The organism is Campylobacter concisus (genome assembly GCF_003048535.1).
GTDB classification, from domain to species: domain Bacteria; phylum Campylobacterota; class Campylobacteria; order Campylobacterales; family Campylobacteraceae; genus Campylobacter_A; species Campylobacter_A concisus_S.
The window spans coordinates 1-16,506 of the sequence record NZ_PIRQ01000007.1; the positions used below are offsets into that span (position 1 = coordinate 1).

The 16,506-nt window shown below is 40.0% G+C and carries 15 protein-coding genes; 11 read left to right on the forward strand and 4 right to left on the reverse strand.

The window, feature by feature from the left end; translation table 11 throughout:
* Positions 1-184: 184 nt before the first annotated feature.
* From abc-f to galU, 4 genes are all read right to left on the reverse strand, one after another.
* Entirely contained in the window at positions 185-1,774 is a 1,590-nt protein-coding gene (gene abc-f / locus CVS93_RS07160; protein WP_107687111.1) for a ribosomal protection-like ABC-F family protein, read from the reverse strand.
* 64 nt (positions 1,775-1,838) lie between these two features.
* Positions 1,839-2,384 (reverse strand): DUF1287 domain-containing protein, encoded by a 546-nt coding sequence (locus CVS93_RS07165; protein WP_107687112.1) that lies wholly within the window; start codon positions 2,382-2,384, stop codon positions 1,839-1,841.
* Between the two features lie 3 nt (positions 2,385-2,387).
* The gene (locus CVS93_RS07170; RefSeq protein ID WP_107687113.1) at positions 2,388-3,608 is read right to left on the reverse strand and encodes a glucose-6-phosphate isomerase; all 1,221 of its coding nucleotides are present in this window, start codon (positions 3,606-3,608) and stop codon (positions 2,388-2,390) included.
* Positions 3,605-4,426, reverse strand: a complete 822-nt coding sequence (gene galU / locus CVS93_RS07175; RefSeq protein ID WP_009294249.1) for a UTP--glucose-1-phosphate uridylyltransferase GalU — start codon at positions 4,424-4,426, stop codon at positions 3,605-3,607. The genes CVS93_RS07170 and galU overlap by 4 nt, the downstream gene beginning before the upstream one ends.
* Before the next feature lie 126 nt (positions 4,427-4,552).
* Here galU and CVS93_RS07180 point away from each other — a divergent pair, with 126 nt between their 5' ends.
* From CVS93_RS07180 to tsaD, 11 genes are all read left to right on the forward strand, one after another.
* Positions 4,553-5,194: an IMPACT family protein gene (locus tag CVS93_RS07180; RefSeq protein WP_103604885.1), complete on the forward strand. Its 642-nt coding sequence runs from the start codon at positions 4,553-4,555 to the stop codon at positions 5,192-5,194.
* A 39-nt stretch (positions 5,195-5,233) separates the two neighbouring features.
* Positions 5,234-6,049: a prolipoprotein diacylglyceryl transferase gene (gene lgt / locus CVS93_RS07185; RefSeq protein WP_107687114.1), complete on the forward strand. Its 816-nt coding sequence runs from the start codon at positions 5,234-5,236 to the stop codon at positions 6,047-6,049.
* Positions 6,050-6,168: 119 nt separating this feature from the next.
* Positions 6,169-6,867 carry a fumarate reductase cytochrome b subunit gene (locus tag CVS93_RS07190; protein ID WP_107687115.1) on the forward strand — a complete coding sequence of 233 codons (699 nt, stop codon included), beginning with the start codon at positions 6,169-6,171 and terminating at the stop codon, positions 6,865-6,867.
* A gap of 14 nt (positions 6,868-6,881) precedes the next feature.
* Entirely contained in the window at positions 6,882-8,900 is a 2,019-nt protein-coding gene (locus tag CVS93_RS07195) for a fumarate reductase flavoprotein subunit (RefSeq protein WP_072595155.1), read from the forward strand.
* The gene (locus CVS93_RS07200; RefSeq protein ID WP_021091811.1) at positions 8,893-9,612 is read left to right on the forward strand and encodes a fumarate reductase iron-sulfur subunit; all 720 of its coding nucleotides are present in this window, start codon (positions 8,893-8,895) and stop codon (positions 9,610-9,612) included. Before CVS93_RS07195 ends, CVS93_RS07200 begins: the two co-directional genes overlap by 8 nt.
* A gap of 362 nt (positions 9,613-9,974) precedes the next feature.
* Positions 9,975-10,874: a restriction endonuclease gene (locus CVS93_RS07210; RefSeq protein ID WP_107687117.1), complete on the forward strand. Its 900-nt coding sequence runs from the start codon at positions 9,975-9,977 to the stop codon at positions 10,872-10,874.
* A 231-nt stretch (positions 10,875-11,105) separates the two neighbouring features.
* The gene (locus CVS93_RS07215; protein ID WP_084041191.1) at positions 11,106-11,837 is read left to right on the forward strand and encodes a phosphatidate cytidylyltransferase; all 732 of its coding nucleotides are present in this window, start codon (positions 11,106-11,108) and stop codon (positions 11,835-11,837) included.
* Complete coding sequence (gene dxr, locus CVS93_RS07220; protein WP_107687118.1) at positions 11,819-12,928, forward strand: 1-deoxy-D-xylulose-5-phosphate reductoisomerase; 1,110 nt, start codon at positions 11,819-11,821, stop codon at positions 12,926-12,928. The genes CVS93_RS07215 and dxr overlap by 19 nt, the downstream gene beginning before the upstream one ends.
* The gene (locus CVS93_RS07225) at positions 12,915-14,150 is read left to right on the forward strand and encodes a uracil-xanthine permease family protein (RefSeq protein WP_107687119.1); all 1,236 of its coding nucleotides are present in this window, start codon (positions 12,915-12,917) and stop codon (positions 14,148-14,150) included. Before dxr ends, CVS93_RS07225 begins: the two co-directional genes overlap by 14 nt.
* Entirely contained in the window at positions 14,150-15,442 is a 1,293-nt protein-coding gene (locus CVS93_RS07230; protein WP_107687120.1) for a M99 family carboxypeptidase catalytic domain-containing protein, read from the forward strand. Before CVS93_RS07225 ends, CVS93_RS07230 begins: the two co-directional genes overlap by 1 nt.
* Positions 15,439-16,446 (forward strand): tRNA (adenosine(37)-N6)-threonylcarbamoyltransferase complex transferase subunit TsaD, encoded by a 1,008-nt coding sequence (gene tsaD / locus CVS93_RS07235; RefSeq protein WP_107687121.1) that lies wholly within the window; start codon positions 15,439-15,441, stop codon positions 16,444-16,446. The genes CVS93_RS07230 and tsaD overlap by 4 nt, the downstream gene beginning before the upstream one ends.
* The last annotated feature ends 60 nt before the right edge of the window (positions 16,447-16,506 follow it).

The window sequence follows — 16,506 nt, forward strand, 5'->3', positions numbered from 1 at the left end:
TCTTACTAATACTTTAGAAATTTCTTATTAATTTTCTTTCTTATTTATAAAGTCTTTTTATTGGATTTTGATAATTTTTATAAGCTATTTTTAATTTATATGGTTAGATTAATATTTGTAAGAATTTGTAGTAAATATAAATTTTAATCTTGCCCCTACAATCAGGAGCAAGAAATAACAAATTTTAGCTCTCAAGCCCTAAATTTGCTCTATATTCTTCGTAAGTACCTTTAAAATCAACCACTTCGCCATTGCCTTTTAGGTGTAAAATTCTATTTGCAAAGGCGTCTATTAGCTCCCTGTCGTGGCTCACGCAGATAACTGAGCCATTAAAATTATAAAATGCCTCGCCAAGCGCGATGATAGCCTCGAGGTCTAGGTGGTTATTTGGCTCATCCATGACAAGTAAATTTGGTCTGTGAAGCATGAGTTGAGCTAGTCTAACGCGGTGTTTTTCGCCACCGCTTAGCGCGCCCACTGCCTTTTCTTGCTCGGCACCGCTAAAGAGCATCCTGCCAAGGCACTTTCTGATCTCGTCGATGTCCTTGTTTTTGGCATCTTGCAAGTACTCATAAAGCTTTAGCTCGCCATCTATCTTATTTACCGTATCTTGCGCAAAATATCCAAGCTCGATGGTCGCGCCTATATGCACCTCACCCGCATCAGGCTTTATCTCGCCCATTATGATCTTGCAAAGTGTGCTTTTACCAACGCCGTTATGACCGATGATGGCTAGTTTGTCGCCCTTTTCAAGCTTAAAGTTAAAATTTTCAAATATCACCTTATCATCAAATTTCTTACTTATATTTTTTAGCTCAATTAGCTCGTTTCCTATCTCGCGGTTTGCACGAAATAGAATGCTAGGATCACGCCTGCTTGATACTGCGATCTCAGCGATATCTAATTTTTCAAGCTGTTTTGCACGAGAGGTTGCCTGCTTTGCCTTGCTCGCATTTGCTGAAAATCTCGCGATAAATTTCTCCAGCTCCTCTTTCTCTTTTAGCTTCTTGTCATGCTCCATCTCATGCTGCTTTGCGATCAAATTTGCAGCCATATACCAGTCGTCATAGTTGCCTGAAAACTCGCGAATTTTCTTAAAATCCACATCCAAAATGTTTGTGCAAACTCTATTTAAAAAGTGTCTGTCGTGGCTGATAACCACAAGCGTGCCCTCGTGGCGGTTTAGCTCGTTTTCTAGCCATGCGATCGCGTCTATATCAAGGTTGTTTGTTGGCTCGTCTAAAAATAAAATATCTGGCTTTGGAAATAGCACTTGAGCTAGCAAAACCTTAACTTTATCTGAGTTTTCAACCTCACTCATTAGCTTATCAAATTCATTTAGCCCTAGTGAGCTTAAAATTTTTTCTATCCTAGTCTCGTACTCGTAGCTTGGATCTTCCTCGGCGCTTATCATCTCAAGCTCGCTTAAGCGCTCATTTATCTCATCAGTAAATTCCTCGCTCATATAGAGCTTCTCTTTCTCTTTTACAGCGTCATATAGGCGTTTGTTGCCATAAAGCACCGCATCTTTTAGCGTGAAATTTTCAAACGCAAACTGATCTTGCCCAAGCACACCAACTTTTAGTCCATTTTCTATGATGATCTCGCCGCTAGTTGGCTCGATAGCTCCGCTTAAAATTTTTAAAAATGTCGATTTACCAGCGCCATTTGCACCGATTAGTCCGTATCTGTTGTGGCGATTTAGCTTTAAATTTACATCCTCAAATAGCAAACTGCTTGCAAATCTTTGAGTAAGTCCCCTAACTTCTAACATTATTTTTCCTTGAATTTATTTTTTTTGCGATTTTGCCTAAAAATTGATTAAAAAGCCATTTTTGCTACTTTAGCCTAAAATGACCTGTGATCTTGTAGTTATAAAGTATATTTTCTTCCTGCACGCCAGAGCCAATATTGTGGATGACAAGCGGTATTTGGCCTTCAAATTTATCTGAGATCACACCGATGTGAGGTAAATTTCTTGGCAGCATCCATGTGACGATATCGCCCGGCAAAAATTTATCATCACTCACCTCAAAACCTTTTCTTTTTAGATAGGTAGCGATGTTTAAAACACGCCTGTGATCGATGTTTTTATCAGCCTTTTTAAGTCCCCATTTTTTAGGATAGCTTGCGAAATTTCTACTTATATCTTCAAAAATGAGCCTTTGTAGATCCATATCCTGATGCCGCAGTGCCCTTACCACAACGTCGGTGCAAACGCCCTTTTTGATATTCACGTCGCCCATAGGATAAGTAAGACTTTCGTAACTTGGATCGTAACTTATCGTCACGCCGATCTGCGACCTAGCGTCATTTACAAATTTGCTCGCCGAAAAGGCAAAAATTTGCGTGGCAAAAAGAGCCAAAAGTAGAAATTTCTTCATTTTCTACTTTAAAAGCATAGTTTTTAGGATACGTTTTCCTATCTCAACGCCTGGCTGATCGTAGGTGTTGATGCCTAACATGATGCCAGTGGCCGAGGTAAGCAACTCGTAGTAGAAAATGAGCCAGCCAGCGTGAAACTCATCAAGCCTCTCAAGCGTGATCGTATCGACACTTATGCCCTCTTGCACCAGCGCCATAGCAGTCGCGTCGCACTGCAAATTTATAAGCTCATTTAGGCTTAGACCCGCCACAAAATCGCACTCTTCAAGCCCTTTTAGGCTAAAGCTTGGGATAGTCTTGTCGCTTGCGTGATCTTTTATCTTTATAAATGTCACGCTCTTATCTTTTACGCCGTCCATGATAAGCTGCAAAAAGCTGTGCTGATCGCGGCTGCCGACAAGTCCAACTGGCGTAAGGCCGACCCTTTTATAGCCTCTTTTTTTACCAAGGCTCTCCGCCCAAAGCTGCACGTACCAGTCGTTAAATTCAAAAAATCTATCGCAATAGCTAAAAATGACATTTATACTTGCGTTTCTGCTAGTAGCGTAGTGGTAAGCTTTAGCGACTATGGAGCTATCTTTTTGCTCGATGTATTGCTTCTTGCAAGCAAGTGCGCCCTCCAGTAGTGCCTTTATATCGTAGCCACAGATACCAAGAGGCACAAGGCCTATCGCACTTAGCACGCTAAATCTACCGCCAACGTTTTTTGGAATGTTAAAAAATTTGATGCCATTTTCTTTGGCGAAATTTTCTAAATTTGTCCCAGGATCGGTGATTATGAGAAAATTTTTGCCTAAATTTTTAGGCTTAAAGTCATCAAGCAAGCACTTAAAAATAGTGATTGTCTCGATCGTATTGCCTGATTTTGAGCTTATTATAAAAAGCGTCTCGTCAAAATTTACTCCATCAAGCGTGTTTTTGTAGCTGCAAGGATCGACATTATCTAAAAATAAAAGCTCTCTTTTTATCCCCTTTGTGCCATCAAGCATCGATTTTAGCGCCTTTACGCCAAGACTGCTGCCACCGATACCAACTAGCACGACATTTTTGATATGAGCTAGCCCCTTTTCATACTCCTCGATCTCGCCTAGTAAATTTTGCCCAAGCACTGGCAGGTGGTAGTAGCCTATCTCGCCGCTTTCGTACTCGTCATTTATGCGTTTGGCGTAGGAGTCAATGACTTCGCTACTTGCAAAGTTAAATTTAAATGAAGTTTCTATCATTTACTGCGCTCGTAAAAGAAATTTGTAGCCTCGACGAACCCATCGATACTGCCGCAGTCAAACCTCTTACCCTTAAATTTATAAGCCAGCACCATGCCATCTTTTGCCTGCGTTTTTAGCGCGTCTGTAATCTGAATTTCGCCGTTTTTACCTGGCTTTGTTCGCTCTAAGATATTAAAAATATCTGGCGTTAGGATGTAGCGCCCGATTATCGCTAAATTTGTCGGAGCCTCGGCAGGATCAGGCTTTTCAACCATATCATCGACCATTATTAGATCATCTTCTATAAATCTACCACTTACAACGCCGTAAGACTTGGTCTGCTCTTTTGGCACTTCCATTACTGCAACGACGCTACAACGATACTTTTCATAAATTTTAACCATCTGTGAAAGCACGCCCTCACCATTTTCATTTATGCATAGATCATCTGCCAAAATGACTCCAAATGCTTCATCTCGAACTAGAGTTTTGCCTGTATAAATAGCATGTCCAAGCCCTTTCATAGCATTTTGTCTCGTAAATGAAAATGTACATGAGCTCATTAAATTTCTAACCTCGCTAAGCAGCGACTCTTTTGAGCTACCTGCGATCTCTTTTTCTAGCTCGTAGCTGATGTCAAAATAGTCCTCAAGCGCCCTTTTTCCGCGTCCTGTGACAAAGGCCATATTATCCATGCCAGCCTCAAGCGCCTCATCAACTCCGTAGTGAATGAGCGGTTTTGTAAGGATCGGCAACATCTCTTTTGGGAGCGATTTTGTAGCTGGTAAAAACCTCGTTCCATATCCAGCCGCTGGAAATAGGCAAGTTTGTATCATTTTAGTCCTTCATGAAAAATTGCAAAATTCTACTATCTTTTCCTTAATAATATAAATTTCTCTGAATTTACAAGGCTTTAATTAGCAAATTGATAAGATTTTTAAAATTTTAAAAAAAGAGCAAATTTGCAGACGATTGATAGGATTTTTAAAGCCCAGCTTGATATAAAAAAGTCAAATTTTTTGGCATTTTTGTGCCCGATAAGCGAATTTAAAAGCTTGCATGAACGCCTAAAAGAAGAGCATTTTAAGGCCGTTCATGTAGTTTGGGCAACAAGGGAGTTAAACAAATACGGACAAATCGTTGAAAATCAAAGTGATGACGGCGAGCCAAAGGGCACTAGCGGTCAGCCAAGCCTAAATGCGCTAAGGGGCGCTGAGCTAATAAATGTTGGTGTCTTGATAGTTCGCTACTTTGGCGGGATAAAGCTTGGCACTGGAGGGCTTGTAAGAGCCTACTCTGGAGCTGTAAATGAAGTAATAAATAAAGCGATAAAAGATAGTGGCGTGATGAAATTTGAGATAAAAGATGAGATCAAATTTTTTACGCCGTTTTCGCTGATGAGCCGCTTTGAGCACTATTTTGCCACTAAAAATTTAAGTGAGTTTGAAAGAGAATTTAATGACTCTGGAGCGATCTGGAGCATAAATTTAAACGAGGCTGAGTTTGCCGAGCTATTTAAATTTTGCAAAGAATTTGAAGCAAGCGAATTTAAATTTTTAGCCCTTGCACTTAGTGGCAAGAGTTTATTCGCTCATCAAAGCTAAATCATTGTAAAATCGCAAAAATTTAAAAAGAAAGTAAAAATGGAAATTTGGAACGATATTTATAACCACTTTAACCCAGTCGCCTTTAGTATCTTTGGCTTTAGCGTGCATTGGTATGGGCTTATGTATATTTTAGCCCTTGTTTTAGCACTTGCCATGGCAAAGTATCTCGTTAAAAAAGATAAAATCCTAATCTCAAATCAGCTCTTGGATAATTACTTTTTCTGGGTTGAAATAGGCGTTATTTTAGGCGCTAGGCTTGGCTGGGTTTTAGTCTATTCAGGCGAAGTAAGCTACTACTTGACGCAACCTTGGCAAATTTTTAATCCATTTCATAACGGCGAATTTATAGGAATTCGTGGCATGAGTTACCACGGAGCAGTAGTTGGCTTTTTGCTTGCGACATATCTATTTTGCAAAAGGTATAAACAAAATTTATGGCAGCTACTTGATCTTTGTGCGGTTTGCATACCTTTTGGCTATACATTTGGCAGGATCGGAAATTTCTTAAATCAAGAGCTTTTTGGACGAGTTACAGATGTGCCTTGGGCCATAAATGTTTTTGGCCAACCAAGACATCCTAGTCAGCTTTATGAGGCATTCTTAGAAGGTTTAGTTATTTTTATTATTTTATTTTTATATAGAAAATATAAGAAATTTAATGGCGAGCTGATCGCACTTTATGCTATTTTATACACTTTTACAAGATTTATTTGCGAGTTTTTTAGAGAGCCTGATTCAGGACTTGGATTTATTATTTTTAATCTTTCAATGGGTCAAATTTTATCACTTATCATGTGTGGTTTTGGAATTTTTGTTTATGCTATGCTTTATAAAAAATTTTCAAAGCTCTAATATAAGTGTTTAAAAAATATTAAAGTAAAAATCTGCTAGCATTAGCTTTATCAATTAATACTAATATTTAAATTAGTATTAAGAAATGATAATTTATTTCAAATTTCTTAGGAGGGCTCATGACCGGGCTTATAGAAGGTTTTTTGGGAAAACGGTCGTACGACAAAAAAAGTCGCACTCCAGCCGCTTGGGATAGATGGCAAAGTATTACAGGGTTTATTTTGGCCTGTTTTATATTGTGCCATATGGTTTTTACTTCTACTATACTACTTGGTAAAGACGCATTTAACGCTGTCGTAGGGTTTGCGGAGGCTAAATTTTTATTCGGCGAGGCTACATGGTGGATCACTAACGTCATAGCCGCGGTAATATTCGCCGTTTTTATCGCTCACGCGTTTTTAGCTATGAGAAAATTTCCAGCAAACTACAGACAATATCTAATGTTTAGAGGCCACAAAGACCGCATGAAGCACCTTGATACTACGCTTTGGTGGTTTCAGTTTTTAACCGGTTTTGCGCTATTTTTCGCAGCCAGCGCACATCTAGTGGATATAGTCTTTGGCGGACATATTACTGCCGACAAATCAGCGGCTGCATTTCATCAACTAGAAATTTTCTACTTCGCACTACTTGTTTTTATGGTCGTTCACGCCAGTATCGGTATGTACCGCTTGTATGTCAAATGGATAAGCATTGATGGTGCAAATAAGCACGAAATGTTTGCCAAAAGAAATAAGGCAAAAACAATTGTATTTGCCGTTTATGGCATACTTGCTATAATTGCGCTAATCGCCGATTTCGTGTGGATCAGCCATTAAAAAGGAGCTAGAAGATGAATGTAAAATATTATGATGCATTGGTAATTGGTGGTGGTCTAGCTGGTCTTAGAGCTGCTGTGGCTGCTGGAGAAAAGGGCTTAAGCACCGTCGTTTTAAGCCTAATACCTGTAAAACGCTCGCACTCTGCGGCTGCGCAAGGCGGTATGCAAGCCTCTTTGGGAAATTCAAAAATGAGCGAAGGCGATAACGAGGACGTACACTTTGCCGACACCGTAAAAGGTAGCGACTGGGGCTGCGATCAGCAAGTAGCGCGTATGTTTTGTCAAACCGCGCCTAAGGCGATTCGCGAGCTAGCGGCTTGGGGCGTGCCTTGGACTCGTATAACAAAAGGCGAGAGAAGCGCTATCATCAACGCTCAAAAAACGACTATCGTAGAAAAAGAAGAGGTCCACGGACTCATCCACTCTCGCGACTTTGGCGGAACTAAAAAATGGAGAACATGCTTTACGGCCGACGCCACCGGTCACACTATGCTTTTTGCCGTAGCAAACGAAGCTCTAAAGCACAACGTCGAAATCCACGATAGAAAAGAAGCTATCGCGCTAATCCACGCAAACAACCGCTGTTACGGTGCGATCGTTCGCGATCTAGTTAACGGCGAGATCACGGCATACGTCGCAAAAGGCACACTAATCGCCACGGGCGGCTACGGTAGGGTTTATAAGCACACTACAAACGCCGTAGTTTGCGAAGGTATCGGCGCAGCCATCGCTCTTGAGACCGGCGTAGCTCAGCTAGGAAATATGGAAGCTGTTCAGTTTCACCCGACTCCTATCGTTCCAAGCGGTATCTTACTAACGGAAGGTTGCCGCGGCGACGGCGGAATTTTACGCGACGTGGACGGATATCGCTTTATGCCTGATTATGAGCCTGAGAAAAAAGAACTAGCTAGCCGCGACGTCGTAAGCCGCCGCATCATGGAGCATATCCGCGCAGGCAAGGGCGTACCTAGCCCATACGGATATCACGTTTGGCTAGATATCTCGATCCTAGGACGCGAGCATATCGAGAAAAACTTACGCGATGTTCAAGAAATTTGCGAAATTTTTAACGGTATCGATCCTGCCGACACCGAAGTGTATACCGACGAAAACGGTCGCCAACGCGGTAAAGGCTGGGCGCCGATCCTACCTATGCAGCACTACTCTATGGGCGGCATAAAAACTAAGCCAACTGGCGAGAGCCCGACGCTAGCGGGTCTATTTAGCGCTGGCGAGGCTGCGTGCTGGGATATGCACGGATTTAACCGCCTAGGTGGTAACTCCGTTTCAGAAACGGTCGTCGCGGGCATGATCGTTGGTGACTATTTTGCCGACTACTGCGGCAGCCACGAGATAGATATAAATACCGCAGATATCGAAAAATTCGTTAAAAAAGAAGAAGACTATTTAAAGAGCCTGGTCGAAAAAGAGGGCAAATTTAACGTATTTGAGATCAAAAACAAGATGAAAGACATCATGTGGGAGCACGTAGCGATCTTTAGAACGGGTGAAGGTCTAGCCGTAGCGGTAAAAGAGCTAGAAGAGCTTTATAAGCAATCTTTGGACGTCAAAGTCACAAATAAGGCGCTATTTGGCAACCCTGAGCTTGAGGAAGCCTACCGCGTACCAAAGATGCTAAAACTAGCCCTTTGTATCGCAAAAGGCGCGCTTGATCGCACAGAAAGCCGCGGAGCGCACTGCCGCGAAGACTATCCGAAACGCGACGACCTAAATTGGCTAAACAGAACTCTAACTAGCTGGAAAGAGGGCGATACGCTACCGACTATCGTGTATGAGCCACTTGATATTATGAAAATGGAGATGCCACCAGCATTCAGAGGCTATGGTGCGAAAGGTAATATTATTGAGCATCCAGATAGTGCCATCCGCCAAAAAGAGGTCGATGAAATTCGTGAGAAAATGCAAGCTGAAGGTAAGAGCAGACAAGAAATTCAAGAAGCGCTAATGCACTACGATCTTCAACCAAAATATAAAGCACCAAACGAAAGAGCAGGAATAGGATATGAGTAGAAAAATAACCATAAAAGCATTTAAATATAATCCGTTAAGCAAAATTTCAAAGCCGCATTTTGCGACCTACGAGTTAGAAGAGACTGATGGTATGACATTATTTATCGCGTTAAATATGATTCGCGAGAAATTTGACCCAGATCTTAGCTTTGACTTTGTTTGTCGTGCTGGAATTTGTGGAAGTTGTGGCATGCTTGTAAATGGTAAGCCAAGATTAGCTTGTAGAACTCTTACTAAAGATTTTGAAAGCGGAGTAATTGAGCTTATGCCTTTGCCAGTATTTAAGTTACTAAAAGACTTAAGCGTAGATACGGGTAACTGGATGAATGCGATGAGCAGGCGTGTGGAGAGCTGGATACATACAGACCACGAGACAGATATCTCTAAGCTTGAGGAAAAGGTTGAGCCTGAAGTAGCGCAAGAGGTATTTGAGCTTGACCGCTGCATCGAGTGCGGTATCTGCGTGGCTGCATGCGGTACGGCTATCATGAGACCTGATTTCATCGGTGCGGTCGGACTTAACCGCGTAGCTAGGTTTAAAATCGACGCGCTTGATAAACGAACCGATGAGGACTTTTATGAGCTTATCGGCGACGATGACGGAGTGTTTGGCTGTATGACTTTGCTAGGCTGTGAAGACAACTGCCCTAAACACTTACCACTTCAAAGCCGCATAGCTTATATGCGTAGAAAAATGGCTGCTATAAAGTAGAAAAGGGGCTGTAAAAGCCCCAAATTTACTTCTAAATTTATTAAAAAAGACTGCAAATAGATGCCAAAAGGCATAAAAAGATATCAATAGATACAAATAAGAAAAATAAAAATATCAAAAATGGGATTGATAAGAGTGCGCCCATTATATAACCAAGTGGAAATGCGATAAATATAAAGACTATTCCAACACCAGAAATAAAACAAAAAATTAGCGCAAATATCGTAGCAAAGGTATTTACAAATAAGCTAATATTTTCTAAAAGAAAATTTGTTAGGCCAAGACATCTCATGTTTTGATTATAGCTTTTAAGCCAAAAAATTTATATAATTTCAAAAATTTGCTTCATTTAAGGATATAAAATGTTACCAAGCTATAAAGATATGATGCTACCTATTTTAGAATTTGTCGCGCAAAAGAAAGAGGCAAATACTAAAGAAATTGCTAAATTCATAATTGAATATTTCAAATTATCAGATGATGAAATTTTACAAAAAATAAAAAGTGGAACTTTTACATATATAAGCAGGACGGGCTGGGCTTTATCCTATCTGGCTACAACAGCACAAGTAAAATCAAAGCCAGAAAAAGTGCCGCTTCAAAAAGTTGGCAGAAGTCTATTTGCTATAACAAATTTTGGCAAGGAGCTAGTAAGTAGCAAGGACAAAAAGAGCAAATTTCTCACTTGGTACGATGAAATTTACAAACAAGAGATAAGGCAAGAGAAAAAAGAGGCCACGGAAAACACCCCAGATGACAATATAGATGAAGCGCTTTGCAAGATAAAAGAAGAGCTAAAAAGTGAAATTTTATCTAGCATTTTAGAAAAAGAGCCAAGATTTTTTGAATACCTTGTAACAAAGCTACTTGAAAAAATGAATTATGGAGCTGGAAATCTCACAAATAAAGGCCCGGACGGCGGGATAGATGGCATCATAGACGAAGATGAACTTGGGCTTTCTAAAATTTATATCCAAGCAAAAAGATACAAAGACGGCAGTAATATCCGTAGGCCAGAGATTCAGCAGTTTATCGGTGCCATCTCAAATAAAAATACCAAAAAAGGCGTCTTTATCACTACGGCAAAATTTACTAAAGAAGCTGAAAATTTCGCCAAAGATAATCAAAATTTTAGTGTGGTTTTGATAGATGGCGACAAGCTTGCAGAGCTAATGATAAAATACAAAGTCGGCGTTCAAACAAGCCAAATATATGAAATTTGCAAAATCGACACCGACTTTTTTGAGGAAAATAATTTTTAAAATTTTAAGCCATAAAGCACTACTGCGTATATTTATTGCAAGTTACTACTTGGGATCATTTTGGTCTTGCTTTATTTATTTGCTTAAAAACAAATTTAAATCTTTACTAACGCCAAAATAGTCCAAATTTACCAGCTTAAAATGCTTTTTAGATCAAATTTTACTCTTATAAACGCCGTCTAAAATTTAAGTGTTATAATTACAGCGAAATAACGATTTTAAGGAGAGGATATGCAATCTCGCATAATCACTGGCGTTTTGATGTTTGTTGCTATTTTGGTAGTTTTTTTTATTGATAATTATATTTTAAATTTTATCTTGCTCGGCGCTGTGCTTTATTTCGCATTTAATGAGTCGCTCAAGCTTTATAATATCGATCACAAACAGCTAGTTTTTGCCGCGCTTGCTTTTTACGTGCTTACATATTTTACAAATCCAATATTCATAGCGATCCTTGCTATCATGCTAGTTGCTTCGATCCTAGCTCACATAAAAAGTGAAAATTTAAAACTAGTCGCACCTTTTGTATATCCGACCACGCCGATCTTTATGATGTGGATGCTTTACTCAGAGTATGGCGTAGGCTATCTTGTATGGCTTATTTTAAGCGTAGTTGCAAGCGATAGTGGTGCATTTTTTGTTGGCAAAATGTTTGGCAAACATCCATTTAGCCCAAGCTCACCAAACAAAACAATTGAAGGTGCAGCAGGTGGCGTAGCAATAGGCACAGTGATTGGCTGCATTGTTGGAAATTTTGTAACTGAAGGATTTTTCCAAATTTTATTTTCAAGCTTTTTAGTCTGCGTGTTTGCGGTTTGGGGAGATCTGTTTGAGAGCTACCTAAAAAGACTTTGTGGCGTCAAAGATAGTGGTTCGCTCTTCCCAGGACACGGAGGCATGCTTGATAGGATAGATGGCTATTTATTTGGCGTAGTAGCCCTACTTTGGTCGCTCTCGTGGTAATACTTGGCTCAACTGGTTCAATCGGCAAAAATGCCCTTAACCTTTGCGAAAAATTTGGAGTAGAGGTTGAGGCATTAAGCTGCGCTAAAAATGTAGATTTGCTAAATGAGCAAATTTTAAAATTTAAACCAAAATTTGTCTGCGTAGGCGATGAAAAGCTAGCTAAAAACGTAAAAAATATAGAAACTAAAAATATCTTTTTTGGTGAGGCTGGACTGCTGCAAATGCTAGAAATTTCAAGCTCAAAAAAGGTAATAAACGCCCTTGTTGGCTTTGCTGGCCTTGCTCCTAGTTTAAAGACGCAAACTCTTGGCAAAAGGCTTGCCCTTGCAAACAAAGAGAGTCTTGTTGTTGGCGGCAAATTTCTAAAGACTAGAGAGATTTTGCCGATTGATAGCGAGCATTTTGGACTTAAATTTCTACTTGAAAATAAAACTGCACCAAAAAGACTCATCATCACAGCAAGTGGCGGCGCATTTTATAAAAAGCCGATCAAATTTCTAAAAGACGCCACGCCAAGTGACGCACTAAAACACCCAAACTGGGATATGGGTGCAAAGATCACGATTGATAGTGCGACGATGGCAAATAAGCTTTTTGAGGTAATGGAAGCTTACTGGCTTTATGGTATCAAAGATATCGAAGCTGTGATAGAACCAACTTCTGCGATACACGCCGTAGTTGAATTTATAGATGGCTCAAGCACGATGCACCTCTCGCGGCCTGATATGAAGCTAGCTATCGCTCATGCCATGTTTGAAAATGTCAGTGAAAATATCGTTTCACATGCAAATTTACTTGATCTAAAAAATATAAAATTTCATAAAATCAGCCTTAAAAAATACCCCATTTTTTCACTAAAAGATGAAGTCCTGGCAAACCCTGATCTAGGTGTAGTGATAAATGCTGCAAATGAGGTTGGAGTATTTAGCTTTTTAGAGAAAAAATGCTCGTTTTTGGATATCTCAAGGCTCGTTTTAAGCTCTGTTAAAAATTTTAGAAATATTAAAATTTCAAATATTGATGAAATTTTTGAAGCTGATAAAGAAGTTAGAAATTACACAAAAAGGATGTTAAATGCAAAGGTATGAGGGTTATAAATTTGATCCCAAACAAAGCTTAATCGGCGTTCAGTTTTTATTTGTCGCCTTTGGTGCACTGGTATTAGTGCCGATACTTACGGGACTAGATGCAAATGTAGCTCTCTTTACGGCCGGTCTTGGCACGCTACTTTTTCAGCTAATTACTAGAAAAAATGTTCCGCCTATTTTTTTAGCAAGCTCCTTTGCTTTTATCGCGCCACTTCAGTACGGTATCGAAAAATGGGGCATAGCCGTGACGATGGGAGGCGTTATATTTGCTGGATTTTTCTATGTTGTCTTAAGCCTTGTGGTCCGCTTTGGCGGAGAGAAAATTTTGCATAAAATTTTGCCTCCAGTTGTAGTTGGTCCAGTCATCATGACAATAGGCCTAATCCTTGCTCCAAATGCCGTCAAAATGGCAACATCAGCCACTGAAATTTATACCCAAAATGAGGCGATGATCGTCGCTGGCATTTCGCTAGTGGCTACTATTTTGGTAATGATGCTTGGACGTGGCATGTTTAGGCTTATACCTATTTTGCTTGGTATTATCACCGGATACATCGTAGCTTACTGCTTTGGCATGGTTGATTTTAGCCCTATATTTAATGCGCCTTGGTTTAGAATGCCAAATTTCACTACACCAAAATTTGAGTTTGAAGCGATCATTTATATGATACCTATCGCCATCGCTCCAGCGATCGAGCACATAGGCGATATGCTTGCTATATCAAATGTCACAAAAGAGGATTTTCTAAAAAATCCAGGCCTTAAAAACACACTCCTTGGAGATGGACTTGCCACTTCGCTTGCTGCTTTTTTTGGTGGCCCGCCAAACACTACATACTCAGAGGTCACAGGCGCAGTTAGTCTTACAAAAGCTTATAATCCAGCCATCATGACCTTTGCGGCGATCACTGCCATCGTGCTAGCCTTCGTTGGCAAGCTAGGAGCGGTGCTCTCAACTATCCCAGCCCCAGTCATCGGCGGTATCATGCTGCTACTTTTTGGTATCATCGCAAGCGTTGGCATGGAGACGCTTATAAAAAATAAAGTCGATCTTGCAGACCCTAGAAACATGATAATCGTAGCCCTCATCTTTATATTCGCCATCGGTGGCATGGTGCTTGACCTTGGAGCGGTTAAATTTTCAGGTATAGGGCTTGGTGCGGTTACTGGCATAGTTTTAAATTTGCTTTTACCAAAGACAAAGCATTATGAAGGATATTAATGCGTAAATTTTTACTTTTTTTACTAACCTTTACCACTGCTAGTTTAGCCAATACTTTAGACTATGCGCTTATCAAAAAAGGTGAGCCAAGCGAAAACACGATGTTGTTAATCGGCGGTATTCAAGGAGATGAGCCAGGTGGCTTTTTGGCAGCCTCTATCGTGGCCACCGACTACAACATCACAAAAGGCTCGCTTTGGGTCGTGCCAAATTTAAATTTCCCAAGTATAATCGAGCGAAGTCGTGGCACAAAAGGCGATATGAATAGAAAATTTGCCCATGTCGATAAAAACGATCCTGACTATAACTCAGTGATGAAGATAAAAGACGTCATCACCGATAAAAACGTCACGCTCATCTTAAATTTGCACGATGGCAGCGGATATTACAGAGATAAATTTATAAACAAAGACGAAAATCCAGATAAATGGGGCAACACTTGCATAATAGACCAAAGCACGCTTCCTAGCTCAAAATATCCAGAGCTTGAAAGTATCGCCTCAAGCGTAAAAGACGTGTTAAATAAGCACCTAATAGATCCAAAACACCAGTATCACATCAAAAACACACACACTGCGATGGGTGATAAAGAGATGCTAAAAAGCCTAACTTACTATGCTATTACGCAAAATAAGTCAGCCTTTGCAAACGAAGCTAGTAAAAATTTAAACGCCGAGCAAAGGACTTATTATCATCTAATCGCCATTGAAGAATATATGAAAAAGGCTGGCATTAGCTTTACTAGGCCGTTTAACCTTGATGTTAAAAGCGTAAAAAAAGCGATCGAAAAAGAGATCAGACTCGAGCTTGAAAATTCATACGCAATAAGCCTCAAAAATCTAAAGCCTTTAATAAATTTTGTCCCACTTAAAAAAGGCGAGTTAAATTACAGCTCACCAAATCCGCTAATAGCCGTTATAAAAGAAAATGGTAGCTTCAAAGTGCAGTATGGCAACCGCTTTGTTACTAGATTAAAACCACAATATTTTGAGTTTGCAAAACCACTTGATGAAATTTCACTAATAAGTGACGGTAGCGAGCTTACATTAAAAAGTGGCGATAAATTTAGCGTGAAAAAGAGCTTTAAAATAAAATCACTCAAAAACGTGCGCGTAAATGTCATAGGATATGGCACAAAAAGTATAGATGAGAGCGAGCAAGAAGTGACTAAAAATAGCCTAAATAAAAGCTACAGCATCGATAAAGACAGCAAAATTTACCGAGTCGAGTTTTATAAAAACGAAGATGGCAAAGAGAAATTTGCTGGCATGATCTTAGCGGAGTTTAAATGATACTTGGCATCGAAAGTAGCTGCGATGATAGCTCAGTTGCACTCATAGATGAACGCACTTTAGAGAAGATTTATTATAAAAAAATTTCTCAAGAGGAGGAGCACGCTATCTTTGGTGGAGTTGTTCCTGAGCTTGCAGCTAGGCTTCATACGAAGGCACTGCCAGCACTTTTAAATGATATCTTGCCAAATTTTAAAGATATAAAAGCGATCGCCGTGACAAATGAGCCAGGGTTAAGTGTGAGCCTAATAGGCGGTGTCAGCATGGCAAAAGCGCTAAGCGTGGCTCTAAATATCCCGCTAATTGCTGTAAATCATTTAGTTGGCCACATCTACTCACTATTTTTAGATCGCGAAGCCACCTTTCCACTTGGCGTCCTGCTAGTTAGTGGTGGGCATACGATGATCTTAGAAGTAAGCGAAAATGGTGAAATCACTGAGCTTGCAAGCACTAGCGATGATAGCTTTGGTGAGAGCTTTGACAAGGTTGCTAAAATGCTTGATCTTGGCTATCCAGGCGGTGCCGTAGTTCAGCAAAATGCCCTACTTTGCAAAGACAAAGAGAGGTTTCATTTTACCATTCCACTTCTTCACGATAAACGCCTTGAATATAGTTTTTCAGGGCTTAAAAACCAAGTCAGAGTCGAAATTTCAAAGCTAGAAAATATCACACAAAAGGATATCGCTGAAATCTGCTACGCATTTGAAAATACTGCCTGTGAGCACATTTTAAACAAGCTTGAAAAGGTCTTTTGTTTAAGAAATTTTAAGCGTTTTGGCGTAGTTGGCGGTGCAAGTGCAAATCTAAATTTACGAAAAAGGCTTGAGATGCTTTGTCAAAAAAACGAGTGCGAGCTTTTGCTAGCTCCACTTGAGTTTTGCTCTGATAACGCCTTAATGATAGCAAGAGCGGGACGTGAGAAGTACCTAAAAGGCGAGTTTGTAAGCCATAGCGAGCTAAATATAAATCCAAGAGTTAGCTTTAAAAAGCTTGAGTTAAATTAAACTTTTTAAAAAACATAAAATTTTGCGCCTAAATCTTGATAGCTTCGTAAGTAAAAACGT